This window comes from Peribacillus sp. NPDC096448 (assembly GCF_044762675.1).
Classification (GTDB): domain Bacteria; phylum Bacillota; class Bacilli; order Bacillales; family DSM-1321; genus Peribacillus; species Peribacillus frigoritolerans_B.
This window is the reverse complement of the sequence record NZ_JBIWEU010000002.1, coordinates 431862-446077: the sequence shown is the minus strand read 5'-3', so window position 1 is coordinate 446077 and position 14216 is coordinate 431862. Positions and strand designations below refer to the sequence as shown.

The window sequence follows — 14216 nt, the reverse complement described above, 5'->3', positions numbered from 1 at the left end:
GAGTTGCTAATTAATGAGTAAAGAAAATCGGATCCCTTTGGAGAAAAACAAGTGATCATAAAATTGAAAATGAAGTGAAATATGGAATCTACTATCAGTACGAAAGTAACTATAGTGGAGATTACACTTTAGCTATAGCCGCCGAAACACCTGTCTCGAATGAAAAGTTTGTCATACCAAATCAAGAATACGCTGTGTTTGAATGTTTATAAGATGAACAATCCATTGGTGAAGCTTGGAAAAAGATATGGCAGCTGAAGAAGAAATTTTGAAATGTACTATCCTGATGGAAAAGTGGAAATACATATTGCAGTTAAATAATTTATAAAAAGAACCTATTATATTTAGTGATCGATAAAGGTAGAGACTTTATTTTGCTAGCCATAAAGACAAGGACCCGGTCACCCACCGGGACTCATGCCTTTTTACCTCGCCTTTGTAAAGATTCCTCCTTTTGCAATATGTCTTATCCTGTTCAGTTCATTATGTAGTGGTTTCTCTGGGATGAACATTCCTTTATTCATCAATTTTTTTTGTAACAAGATACATTAATATCTTATCTGCAAGCTCCAACCGTGATAAAATCAAACAAATATAGTTATGAAACATCAATTATAAAATATGAAATCGGAAAAAAGTCATTAGAATAAAGGGGAAAATATGAATGGCAGAATTAATCGATTGGAAAAATAGTGCTCACGCGCATAAATTCATAGCATCTTTCAGCGGAGGAAAGGATAGTGTCTTAGCCTTATATAAAGCAATGAAGGTTGGAGAAGCTGTAGGACTGATTGTCATGCTGGAGGAGGAAGGAAAACGTTCCAGATCCCACGGAATGCCTCCGGAACTCATTCATGCCCAAGCTGAATCTATAGGTTTGCCCGTATATACTGCAGCTGCCAGTTGGACTGATTATGAAGAAGTATTTATGCGCCTTTTAGAACAAGCTAAAAATCAAGGAGCTGAACTGTTAGTAACTGGAGACCTGGATATGCCTGCCCATGGCTGTTGGCATGATAAGGTCACGAAGAATGCCGGGTTGAAGCTTGGAATGCCTTTATGGGAAATGAACCATCGTGAAGCTGTCGAAGAGTTCATGAATCTTGGATTCGTAACGATCATTGTAACCGTTAATTTATCATTGGGAATGCGAGAGGGCGATTTAGGACGAAAGTTAACCCCTGAATACGTGAAGGAACTTGAAGCTCGCGGCATTGACCCTTGCGGAGAAGGCGGAGAGTTTCATACAACAGTAATTGATGGGCCTATTTTTAAACAGCCAATTCCAGTTCGTAAATGTGAGATTATTAAGGACGGGAACTATGCTTTTTTACCTTTGGAGCTAGATCATATAACGAATAGGAGTACCTTATAACCGAACTAATTACCCAAATTCCTTGCAAGCATTCTCTACTTCGCCCCAATTATTACATGTTCTCTAACAATTGGGGTGAAGTTCAGATGGCGGAATCCTTTTTTTGACAGGAGGAAAAACGGTCAATAGCAGTTAACATAATATTATTATAGTACCCCATTGTGAAGACTCCTTACATTTTGATAACTACTGTTCCATTATTTATTCAATAAGTAAAATAACAGACATTCAGAAGTATAAATGTTTCTAATATATTGTTTGAAAAGAACTTCGGTTTATTACGGAAACCCTACTGGATGATATCCTTAACAAAAAAAGACTATATTCTATTCTTTTTTTAGAAGTCACTCGATTGAGTTAATACCCTGTCCAATTACTAGTAAAACCCGTTTCCTCTGTGCATTCAGATATATTGTCATAATGTTTGCACTGGAATAACTCCCTATTACAAGACTGTAATATCAATAAATGAATGATGAGTAATACAGGAGTTGTTAATAATAGAAATCCATCAATGTTTCGTCCATTAAATCCTGTGTGAGTCCTATGTAAATCATCGTATCTTTAGGGTTGGAATGATTAAGGATTTGTTGCAGTAAAGCGATATCCTTGAATTTTTGGTAATGCAAATAGCCGAAAGTTTTTCGAAGGGTATGTGTACCGACATCTGGAATGTCTGCCATTTCAGCCGCCTTGTTCAAGACCCGATAGGCCTGTACCCTGGTGATTGGACCATTACCTTTTCGACTCGGAAATAAATACTGTTCATTTTTCAGATTCGTTTTGCGGACATATTTCCTAACTTCCTTACGAAGTTGAGGATTGACAAGGAACCGCTTAATTTTATCTGTTTTTTGCTCCACAATGACTATATGCGTACCCTCAAGAATGTCTTTCACCCGCAATTGTAAAAGATCCCCTATACGTAACCCGATGTTTATCCCGATTGAAAACATCATATAATCCCTGTAGCTGCAATATTTTAATAGTGATTTTTTCATCTTTTCTATATGATCCAACCTGCGTATCGGTTGGACATTTTTAATTCTTTGAGAGGTTGCTTGCATGATTGGCTCATTCCCCTTTCACCTTCTTTCATTGTACGTGAACAGGTTGAAAAAAGGCAAGTTTTATACATTTTGATAGGCCTATAAACCTTGATTTAACGCGCTTTCGAATGTATCAATAGAGGTCCTTTGTTACATTCGGAATATTCTTGTAAATCCTCCTATGAAACTCCTATAATCTATTCACTGCCATTAACCGCCTATATAGCCTCATAGAGCGATTTTAATTCAATCAGGAATCAAGACTCTATGTATTTCAAACAATAGCTTTAAAACCGCAATATGAAGGTCGTTTTTTTGTCATTTTTATGACCTTTGTAAAAAAATGTATAAATCATTATTCATCCTATCAATATTAGTAATGACTTCCCCTTTCCCTTTCCCTTTATTACACATCCATATGTTAACGATAATTGTGTTATGTAAACAACTTCATTTGATAAAGGGAAACGTATGCATCCCCTCTTTGTCAAATCATACCGATTGATTAATGAATATAAAAACTGGCATCATCTATGATCTCTATTTCTTTGTAACTTTTCAGCTCATCCATCAATTGGAAAAGTGCTCCATCCTTTTGTTTTGCTTCAATCATGCAATCCAGCTGTGGTAAGCTTCCCTTTATTTGTTGCAAAAATTCCATGAACATTCCTGTATCCACAAAGTCAGCGTGTGCTCGAAATTCTTTATCGGACCTTGGACTTGAAATATGCATTTTAGGAGGTAGCTTCGAATTACTCCATGTATTTAATATTCGATTCCAATGATCTTTCCAATCTTCACTTGGTAACTGATGTGCGAGGTAATGGTGATAATCAAAAACCATGGGAATCCCCAATTTCTCACATAAATAAAGGGTTTCAGACAAAGTATAGGTAGTATCATCATTCTCAAGAATGACCATTCTTTGAATCGAGTCAGGAATCAAACCCCAATTATGGATGAACTGCTCTAATGCCTGTACATGCTCGCCATAACCGCCGCCGACATGCAGAGCACAGCGATGCTCGGGATCCACTCCCATTTTTTTCAATAACGTATGATGCATCCTTAATGTTTTTAATGATGTCTTCAGAATATCGATATTTGTACTATTCAAGATGACGAAATGATCTGGATGAAAATCTATCCTTATTTTTGGGTGGTTCGTTAGGAAAGTTTTTAATTTTGCCAGTTCTTCTGAAATTGGATCGATGTAATCCCATTCTGGAATTTCTGGATGATTGGCTAAAGGGATAAGCTTTGAAGAAAGCCGAAAGAACTGAATATTATTTGCTTCGTTATGAATCAGTAAACGCCAGCAATTATGAAGATTGGAAATTGAAATGCGTTCGAGCTTCCTTATCGCGGCATCCCTATCCTTAATTTTCGAAAAATGAGCAAAAGTCATCGTTTGGGATGGTGAACAATTTGGAACATGATTACTCATGGCTACATAACCAAGGCGGATTAATGTCAATGGGATAGCTCCTTTACGGTTTTATGGTTATTGGAAGTATTCCCCTTTGCAATCAATATTATATATGTAAGCAACCCTCCCTAAAAAAATTAAAAAATGGCCTCTTTCCGAATGAATATCGGGCAAAAGCCATTTTTCCAAATATCATTTTCACGCTAGAATTTCATGCTTTTTCCCCTTTACGCTTCAGGGGTCGGAGTCGGTTTGGCGTATCCACTTTTATACTTTTCATCGACTTTATTCCGGATCTCTTTGACGCTCATACCGTCATTCAAGTCCAATATGGATTGAGCAGCAATTTCTAAGCAAACTCCGCATCTTGTCCCGTGGTCATCCCAAACCACTTCACCATTTTTTTTATTTTCATGGATAAAACAATCATAATTATTCTTATGGTTAGCCGACTCTCCGCAACCGCAGTAACATGGTATTTTTTCTAGTAAATCTTTATTCTGTGCAACAGCTAAATAAATTGTCTTCATATCCTCTGGTTTTTCAGCTAAGAAATCCGGTGCTATTTTCTTACTGCCGGTCTCCTCCTGAAGATCCCCGGATACCGTATGCTCTGAATGTCCTTCATGATGGCTTTCTTTTTGAACAACACTTTCCTCTTCACTTGAACAACCTGAAAGTATTAATGAAGAACAGATCCCCAAAGTGATGGTCATTAATTTTAGCTTCATTTATACACTCCTTGATCAATTTGATACCCCCATTTTATGGCACTGAATGCGTTTATACAAGAAAAAGGATCCACCAAGTATCTAGACACATTACGACTTGGTGCATATTTTTAGAGTATTAACCACACTTTAAGAAAAACGCATGAGGTACCCTATTCTCACTTTTCACCCCTTTTTGATTAAGTGTGTGTATATGTACGGTTCACTAATGAATGACTTAAAATATATTATTAATAGTTTAGTCAGAAATTTATTGCCTCACTTACCTTTCGAAAAAAGCCGATGATTCCCTATAAGGGAATCATCGGCTTAAATATTTTGGTGGAAATTCGTCACCATCATTCAAGATAAATTCCATATTGTTCACGATTTTACTAACATTTCAATATTCCAAATACGAACGACCGAGGTCCCTATTTCTTACTTTCGATAAAGTGAGCGGAAATGGTTACGAGGGAAACTCCTGCTGCAATCCAAAACCAGCTGGTGTTTCGTTTTTTTCCTCTTCCGCCTTTACTGGGTATACTCGATCCGTAGGATTTTCTGGACGTCGGCCGTTCTATGTCCGCTGTTTCATTCGTTTTATGCAAATGCTGATTCTCTGGTAATTGGGTGGTTCTTTCTAAATCGCTTGTATCTTCTCCCATTCCTTTAAGGAAGGTCATCAGAAAAGTCATCGCTTGTTTGACTTCTTGGTCATTCAGGGAACGCAGTAGAGCTAAATAGCTTGGCTTTTCCGGCGTTTTATCAGCTTCGGCCACACGGGCAATCCCTGAGTTGACTTTGAGGATAAGAGGTTCAAGCTGCTGAACATTCAGTGTCCCTAACGTTCCGAGTATGAGAAGGAGATTTTTCAGCGTATTTGCCGTTTCTGGGGTGTCCGCTGTTTTGACAAGAATGTTCAGCACTTTGTCCCCTTCCTTCAACAAGCTGTTAACCATTGATAATATCCCACGATCCTGCATGCCCTTCATGACTTCAAACGTTTCTTTAATCACTTCTTTATTTTCCAAAAGGGTTCGCTCGATATCCTCGAGTTCGATTTTTCTTCTTTCTTCATCGCTAATGCTGATTCGATTGATCACTCTTGTCGCTTTAGCCACTGTTCCTCTCCTCCTTTTTGATCTTTAAGAGGTCACCAGGGAAAATATAATCTTCGCGGGCCCATTTTTTTTGTACTTGTACACCCATCTGCGGTTGTGGATTCCCATTACGATGGTTGATGCTCGGCAATGGATTGTCTCCTTTGACCGTGAGAATTTCCATTTTTACTTGAACTTCCTTATAGGCAGGAGTATCAGTATCTTTATCTGAATAACTGCTTGTCAATTGGTTGATTGCCCCGTCACCTGAATCATTCATCGGCAGATAAACTTCTTTACCTTTTACACGATCAGTTATCAGGCATTGCACTTTTGCATTTCCATACGGTGAAGTGAGCCGAACAAGAGTGCCATCCTTAAGTCCTCTTTCTTTTGCCAATTCCCGGGATACCTCAAGGAAGACTTTTGGAGTTTTGGAAGTGATGCCTTTTGATTTATATGTCATGTTTCCTTCATGAAAATGTTCCAATAAGCGGCCATTATTCACATGGATATCAAACTCATCCCCAAAGTCAATCGGTTTGGTCCATTTGACTGGAAATAACCTTGCTTTTCCATCAGGAAAAGGAAAAGCTTCCGTGAATAACAATGGAGTATCTTTACCATCTGAAGCAACTGGCCATTGAAGACTGTTATAACCTTCCAAGCGTTCGTAACTTACTCCAGTATATAATGGTGATAGTTTAGCTGCTTCATCCATGATGTCACTTGGATGACCATAATTCCAACCCGCTCCCAACGAATTAGCCACATTCATTATGATTTGCCAATCAGGCTTTGAGTCGCCAAGCGGTTCAAAGACTTAATACAGACGTTGTATACGGCGTTCAGTATTCGTGAAAGTACCTTCTTTTTCAAAGCTTGGGCTTGCCGGAAGGACGACATCCGCGAATTCAGCCGTTCTTGACAAGAAGATATCTTGTACCACAAAGAAGTCCAGTTTTTCAAATGCTTCATGGACATGATTGATATTCGAATCGACCAGACCCATATCTTCACCTTTTAAGTACATTGCTTTGATGGTACCTCCATGAATCCCTTCGACCATTTCATGATTATTAAGACCTGGGTTTTCTGGTATTTTTGCACCCCAGATGTTTTCATATTTCGCGCGTACCTTTTCGTCCGTTACTTTTTCATAGCCTGGCAAGCGATCGGGCATACTGCCAAAATCACTGGCCCCTTGTACATTATTATGTCCGCGTAAAGGGTATGTACCTGTTCCAGGTTTACCGTAGTTGCCCGTTATGAGCAATAAATTGGAAATTGCTGTGCTTGTATCGCTTCCTCCCCCATGCTGGGTAACGCCCATGGCCCAAAGCGAAACAAAGCTTCCCGCTTCATGAATGGCTTCTGCCAACGTAATTAAATCTTCCTTAGCTACGCCTGTTACTTTTTCTGCATATTCCAACGTGTACGGTTCTAAAGTCTTGATGTATTCTTCCATTCCATTTACACGATTTTTGATGAAGTCTTTATCTGTCCAACCTTTGTCGACGATATATTTAGTCACGGCCGACAGCCAGATGATATCCGATCCCGGAGCAGGCTGGATGAATAGGTCGGAACGTTCAGCCATTTCATGCATTCTGATATCTGCCACTATCAACTTCTGCTTACCTAGTTTATGGGAACGTTTGATTCTTGTAGCCAAAACGGGGTGTGATTCGGATGTATTGGAACCTATGATCAATACAAGTTCGGACTTTTCGATATCCTTTATGCCTCCTGTATCTCCGCCATATCCAACCGTTCTGAATAGTCCTAAAGTCGCTGGAGTCTGACAATACCGTGAACAATTATCCACATTGTTGGTGCCGATGATTCCCCTTGCCAGTTTTTGCATTAAGTAAGACTCTTCATTGGTGCACTTGGAAGAAGTTATGAAAGCCATCGAATCCGGACCGTGAGAATCTTTGATTTCGCTGAATTTACGGGAAATCAATTCAAGGGCTTCTCCCCATCCAGCTTCTCTGAACGCATCCCCTTCTCTAATTAAAGGTTTTGTGAGTCTTTCATCACTATTCACGAAATCCCATCCGAATTTCCCTTTTACACAAGTTGAAATTCCATTTGCAGGTGCCTCCACTTGCGGTTCGATCTTAAGGATTTTACGATCTTTGGTCCAAACGTCAAAGCTGCATCCTACCCCACAGTATGTACAAACCGTTTTAGTCTTCTTGATCCTGGCATCCCTCATGGCGGATTCCATATCTGAAATCGCTAAAATCGAACCATAACCCGTTTCAACATTTTTTGTAATTTCTATCATTGGCCGAAGAGTTTGCTTAGCGATGCCGGTTAAAAATCCGGCTTCACCTTCCATCCCTTTTTCCATCATTGCATTACACGGGCAAACGGTGGAACAATGGCCACATGACACACATGAAGATTCATTGATTGGAACATCATCATCCCAAATGACACGCGGGCGTTGTGCTTCCCAATCAATAGTCAATGTTTCAGTGACCTGTACATCTTGACAAGCTTCAACACAACGGCCGCAAAGGATGCATTGATCCGGGTCGTATCGATAGAATGGATTCGTCCGATCCACTTCATAGGGTTTTTGATCAAAAGGAACACTTTGATGATTTACCTTCATTTCCTTTACGGTATTGTGTATTTCACAAGTGCCGTTATTATAATCGCAAACCGTACAATAAAGCTCATGGTTATACAATATCTTGTCCATTGCCATGACCTGCGCTTCTTTTACATCTGGTCCAACTGTATCAATTTCATCCCCATCCTTGATCTTGGTGGAACAAGATCTTACTAGCTCTCCATTAACGCTCACTAAACATGTATCACATGTTTCGATTGGCCCTAGGCTAGGGTGGTAACAAACATTCGGGACTTCAATTGAGCTATCCGTCAGCATTTGTAATATTGTTTGATTCCGTTCCAGACTGGTCTCAGCACCATTGATTTTTATATGCACTTTCTCTGGCAAAATAATCGCTCCCCTCTTAAAAAACGATAAAATTCATCATTTGGTATTTTCTACCCTCACACAAATTTTCTCAAACTTGTGAAAGTAAATAATGGAAGAATTCATTTGACCAATTTCATATCAGAAAATGAACTAAAGTCGAAGTGAGACTTAGTATTCAGTCACTTCGACTTTATTATCATTGGTTAGAGTTTGCTTTCAACACAAACGAACTTAAAGGGGCAACGGTTATCTGACTCCCTTTAATCCTATCAATTTCTTGCAGGCCCGCCCGCTGACCATCCACTAAAACGGACCAATTCCCTTCGTGGGGAAGAGTAATGGTTATCGCGTCCCAATTTGCATTATGAATCACTGCCATTTTATAATCCTTATGTTTTAAAGTGAATGCAACCACATTTGGCGGGGCATCAATGAATTGTAGATGCTCATCAATTTCTTCGGGTGTGCTTAACCTAAAAACAGAATGATTTTTCCTGAGAGAAATCAGCCCTTTCATATACTCCACTTCCCGATCTAACTCCGCTCTCCTTTTCCAATCCAACCTGTTAATCCAATCCGAAGATTGATAGCTGTTTTCATCTCCATCTTTCGTGCGCATGAACTCTTGTCCAGCATGTATCATTGGAATTCCCTGTGACAGTAAGACAATTGCCGAAGCTAATTTATGCATCTGTTTCCGTTTTTCTTCTGTAGCATCTGGATTAGTGATGAGCAACTTATCCCATAAAGTATAATTATCATGTGCTTCAACATAATTGATCACTTGATCCGGTCTTTGATATGTTGCGATATCTTCATTATATTTCAAACCACCAGCGATTCCTTTTTTTATAATATCTTCCATTCCTGGTTTGCCATTCACGAATCCCTTATCATGTTCATTCATTACAAAGCCTTTTAAACCATCACGGATTGCATCATTAAAGTGAGCGATTCCAGGCATTTTAAAGGCATTCTTTTGATTTGCTTTCAGCTCTTTGGCCAAGGGGGTATCCATATCCCAGCCTTCGCCCAAAACAATGAGGGTCGGATCAATTTCTGACAGTGCCTTTTTCACTTCATTCATCGTTTCCACATCATGAATCCCCATTAAATCGAAACGGAAACCATCAAGATTATATTCCTTCGCCCAATAGGTTACGGATTCAACGATGAATTTGCGCATCATTTTACGTTCAGACGCGGTGTCATTTCCTACACCAGTTCCATTAGATAAGGTGCCGTCGGCGTTATAGCGAAAAAAGTAAGTGGGAACGAGTTTATGGAAGTTTGAATCCGCCACAGAATAAACGTGATTATAGACAACATCCATGATTACTCGTAACCCGTGGTCATGTAAACCTTGAATCATTTCCTTTAACTCCCGGATCCTGACTTTTGGTTGATACGGATCAGTCGAATAAGAGCCCTCGGGAGCGTTATAATTCTGTGGATCATATCCCCAGTTATATTGTGGTTCATTCAATTTCATTTCATTGACTGTAGCAAAATCGAATATCGGGATGAACTGAACATGGGTAACACCTAGATCTTTAATATGATCAAGACCCGTTTTCGCTCCTTCTGGACCTTTGGTTCCGACTTCAACTACTCCTAAAAATTTACCTTTATGATGGATTCCGCTTTCAGGATGAATCGATAAATCCCGTGTATGCAATTCATAAATGACTATGTCCTCAGCTTTTTCGAGAGGTGGTTTATCCCGTGTCCACCTTTCTGGGTTCGTATCAGTTAAATCTATCACGACCCCTTTAATGCCATTAACAGTAACTGCGCGAACATAGGGATCCACGGCTTCACTCCAGGTTTCACCCACTCTCACTTTATATGTATAAATCAATCCGTCCTGATCTCCGTTCAGCTCAATGGTCCAGGTCCCCTTTTCCGAACGAACCATTTGAATCTCCATTCCATCTGTATCATCCCAATGTTTATAAGTAACTAGCTTAGCTTCAGATGCAAGTGGTGCCCATAATCGGAATGCCGTTTTATCTTTAAGATAGGAATTCCCTAAATCTGTGCCTTCATAGAAATATAGATTATCCAATTCTGACGGGTTTATCGGATTAATATTGACAATCGGCAGGGATTCCAACTGATTTTCCGTTTCATCATCCATCGGTTTTCGATTATTTTTATTTTCCTCTTCAAAATAAGAAAGTGAATCTTTAATAGGTCATTCCTCCATTGAAATTCCCATTTTAGAACAGGAATTATTAATTTTTATAATCATGAGCGAATCTTCCATTATGTTATGATTCCACAGGCATTACCCATCAAAACATTCAATCTGCAAGTTAAGCGAAAAATTCAGAAATCTATATTTAATAATCGAAAGTTCAGGTCATTTAGCTTGACCTTACTTATCGTTTAATGAGAATAATCCAAAAAAAGAAAAAAATGCCTCCATAACAGTTTTACGGTCTTGGAGGCATTTCTAGTACTCTTTATGGTGTTTTAATAATTTTCACAGAGGTATCTTCAACAATTGCAGTGAAGTCCTTAACTTCAGGCTGCTCAAAGATAAAGTCAGTGATGCCGTCTTCGAGCTGTTCTTGAAGAACACGGCGGAGCGGTCTCGCTCCGAAAGTTGGGTGATACCCGAGTTCAATTAGCCTTTGTTTCGCTTCATTGGTCACTTCTAAAGATAAACCATTTGCAGCAAGTGTTTCGTCTAGCTCGTGAATCATGATATCAACAATTTGCAGAAGATCTTCTTTTTTCAATGCCGAGAATTCAATGATGCTATCGAACCGGTTCAAGAATTCCGGTTTGAAGAAGCTGCCTAAAGATTGTAGGATTGAAGCCTCTTCCACGGCTGAACTTGTACCGAATCCCATTACTTTTTGTTTCTCACCGACTCCAGCATTACTCGTCATGATGATCACGGTATCTTTAAAAGTAACGGTCCGGCCTTGACTGTCGGTTAAGCGTCCATCTTCCATGATTTGCAGGAACATATGCATTACATCCGGATGTGCCTTTTCGATTTCATCCAATAAGATGATACTGTAAGGCTTGCGGCGAACTTTTTCCGTCAATTGTCCAGCTTCCTCATGGCCTACATATCCAGGAGGAGAACCGATTAATTTAGAAACACTGTGTTTCTCCATGAATTCACTCATATCAAGACGAATCATCGCTTCCTTATCCCCGAACAATTCCTCAGCAAGAGTTTTCGCCAATTCGGTTTTACCGACTCCTGTCGGACCAACGAAAAGGAAAGAACCGGTAGGACGATTTTTGGATTTTAACCCTGCACGACTTCTTCGAACGGCCTTGGAAACCTTTTTGACAGCCTCTTCCTGACCGATTACTTTTTTCATCAGCTCCGCTTGGAGATGAACCATTCTTTCTTGCTCATCTTCTTGGAGCTTACCTACAGGAATACCAGTCTTTTGTTCGATGATATTTTGAATGTCTTCAACGGTAACGGTTGGCTTAATTGCATCTTCCCCTGCTTGCAATGACTTTTCCAGTTTTTCTTCTTCATCACGTAGAACGGCAGCTTTTTCATATGCTTCTTCTTTCAATGCCATTTCTTTTTCTTTATAAATTTGCGCCAGTCGTTCTTTCATGTTTTCTACCTGGCCGTCTTCGATGGTCAAGTTCAATTTGGAACCAGCTTCATCCATTAAGTCTATTGCCTTGTCAGGCAGGAATCGGTCTTGAATGTAGCGGTTTGAGAGTTCAACAGCCGCTTTTAGGGCTTCCTCACTATATGTTACTCCATGATAAGATTCATAACTATCCTTTAATCCACGTAAGATGACCAGTGCTTCTGCCGTTGTCGGCTCATTAACGTGTACAGGCTGGAAGCGCCTTTCAAGGGCACCATCTTTTTCAATTTTCCTATATTCGGATAAAGTGGTTGCTCCGACAAGCTGAAGTTCGCCGCGTGCAAGTGCAGGTTTCAAGATATTTCCTGCATCCATTGATCCTTCGGCTGAACCAGCGCCCACCAGTTGATGAATTTCATCGATGAATAAAATGACATTTTTTCTTTCCTGTAATTCGCTGATCAATTGCTTCATTCTTTCTTCGAATTGCCCTCTAATTCCAGTATTCGAAACAAGGGACGCTACATCAAGCATATATACAAGCTTATTACGTAGTTTAACGGGCACAGAACCATCAACAATCGCTAAAGCAAGACCTTCAGCAATGGCCGTTTTACCGACACCAGGTTCACCGATTAAAACTGGATTATTTTTATTGCGCCTATTTAGAACTTCAATGACGCGCTTGATTTCTTCATTTCGTCCGATTACCGGATCAATAAGTCCTGCTTTAGCAGCATCGGTCAAATTGCGGCCATACTCCTCAAGCAATCCTCCGTCCTCGCCTTGTTCAGCTGAATTCGGTTTTGGTACATTATTATAATTAAATGGATTGAATGAATTTGGAGTTCCGTTAAATTGGAACTTCCCTATATCCATTCCGCCCATTGCTGCTCCAAGTTTGTTTCTCTCTTCTTTATAACAAGTGGAGCACAGTTTCACATCATGCTCCTGACCATTCATATTTAGGTGAACTTGAATATTAGCTTGGTTTACATGGCATTTTTCACAAAGCATGTAGTACTCCTCCTTTAAAAAATTGAATTGAAAATAAATCTTTGACCTTCTTTGACTTTCTGACTTTATTATACATTGACCTTCTTTGACTTTCAATAATTTTGTCTGGGATTTTTTTTGCAATAAAAAAGAAATTCCTTCGATTTGGTTTGCTTAGCATATTAAACTATCCATTTCCAGTCAAATAAAATGATTCTATCAATGCTTCATATTATTGATTACCCATTTCAGGGCTCGATAACCTACTCTATTTAACACAACACCAATTCAACTTTTTCAAGACTAATCATAGTCTTGTGAAAATGACTCATCCACTCTTATTTTTAAAAACAAAAAAGAGACTTCATTAAGTCTCTTGGTTTTTTATATTAAGGTTGATTTTCTTCTATTATATACGTTTCGCACCAATATACTTTGGCTTCCAATAGGTATTATTGGTTTTAGCGTAGGACACTCCTTTAGATGATGAAGAGTGTATAAATTCTTTGTTTCCAACATATATGGCCACATGTGTAGGTTTTTTCGCTTTATTTGGTGCAAAAAACATTAAGTCACCTTTTTCCAGGGTTTTAACTTTCTTACCTTTTATATATATGTCAGCAGCAGTTCTTGGTAAATTCTTACCAGCCTTTTGATATGAATACTTCACTAATCCCGAACAATCAAAACCTGATGAAGAAATTCCACCCATTTTATATTTTGTACCCAATTCACTTTTAGCCACTTTAATCGCTTTTGTATGATATGAAGCAGCTTCCACTTGGTCCACAGCAAATGATGCGGTTACAAGAATTATAGCCAATGACAATCCGACGACAATTTTCTTGAACAAACTATTTACCCCCTGATGTGATCTGCTAAACCTAATATACTAGAAGAAGCATATCTTTCGCATCACAGGACCTTTACAAATATGTTACATTTAGTAGATTTAGGAAGAATGACCATATAAAACATAAAAATAAGTCGAATGATGGGTCCATTCAACTTATG

At 39.1% G+C, this 14216-nt stretch carries 7 protein-coding genes and 2 pseudogenes; 1 reads left to right on the top strand and 8 read right to left on the bottom strand.

The features are described 5' to 3' along the window. The first annotated feature begins 664 nt into the window (after positions 1-664). Positions 665-1375, top strand: coding sequence for a Dph6-related ATP pyrophosphatase (locus tag ACIQ0C_RS05955; RefSeq protein WP_403057979.1), 711 nt, complete (start codon positions 665-667; stop codon positions 1373-1375). A gap of 494 nt (positions 1376-1869) precedes the next feature. On the opposite strand, the gene ACIQ0C_RS05950 is transcribed toward ACIQ0C_RS05955, so the two are convergent. From ACIQ0C_RS05950 to ACIQ0C_RS05915, 8 genes and pseudogenes are all read right to left on the bottom strand, one after another. Continuing rightward, positions 1870-2442, bottom strand: a complete 573-nt coding sequence (locus ACIQ0C_RS05950) for a tyrosine-type recombinase/integrase (protein ID WP_403057976.1) — start codon at positions 2440-2442, stop codon at positions 1870-1872. Positions 2443-2929: 487 nt separating this feature from the next. After that, positions 2930-3901, bottom strand: a complete 972-nt coding sequence (uvsE, locus tag ACIQ0C_RS05945) for a UV DNA damage repair endonuclease UvsE (RefSeq protein ID WP_403057973.1) — start codon at positions 3899-3901, stop codon at positions 2930-2932. Between the two features lie 179 nt (positions 3902-4080). Next, positions 4081-4584: a PCYCGC motif-containing (lipo)protein gene (locus ACIQ0C_RS05940; protein ID WP_403057970.1), complete on the bottom strand. Its 504-nt coding sequence runs from the start codon at positions 4582-4584 to the stop codon at positions 4081-4083. Positions 4585-4997: 413 nt separating this feature from the next. Further along, entirely contained in the window at positions 4998-5687 is a 690-nt protein-coding gene (locus ACIQ0C_RS05935) for a helical membrane plugin domain-containing protein (protein ID WP_403057967.1), read from the bottom strand. Next, positions 5680-8643 (bottom strand): annotated as a pseudogene (gene fdhF / locus ACIQ0C_RS05930) (formate dehydrogenase subunit alpha). The gene ACIQ0C_RS05935 and the pseudogene fdhF overlap by 8 nt, the downstream one beginning before the upstream one ends. A gap of 178 nt (positions 8644-8821) precedes the next feature. Then, positions 8822-10708, bottom strand: a pseudogene (pulA, locus tag ACIQ0C_RS05925) (type I pullulanase); the annotation flags it as partial. Between the two features lie 385 nt (positions 10709-11093). Continuing rightward, positions 11094-13223: an ATP-dependent Clp protease ATP-binding subunit gene (locus ACIQ0C_RS05920; protein WP_403057964.1), complete on the bottom strand. Its 2130-nt coding sequence runs from the start codon at positions 13221-13223 to the stop codon at positions 11094-11096. A 388-nt stretch (positions 13224-13611) separates the two neighbouring features. Further along, positions 13612-14055 carry a C40 family peptidase gene (locus tag ACIQ0C_RS05915; RefSeq protein ID WP_403057961.1) on the bottom strand — a complete coding sequence of 148 codons (444 nt, stop codon included), beginning with the start codon at positions 14053-14055 and terminating at the stop codon, positions 13612-13614. Positions 14056-14216: the final 161 nt, after the last annotated feature.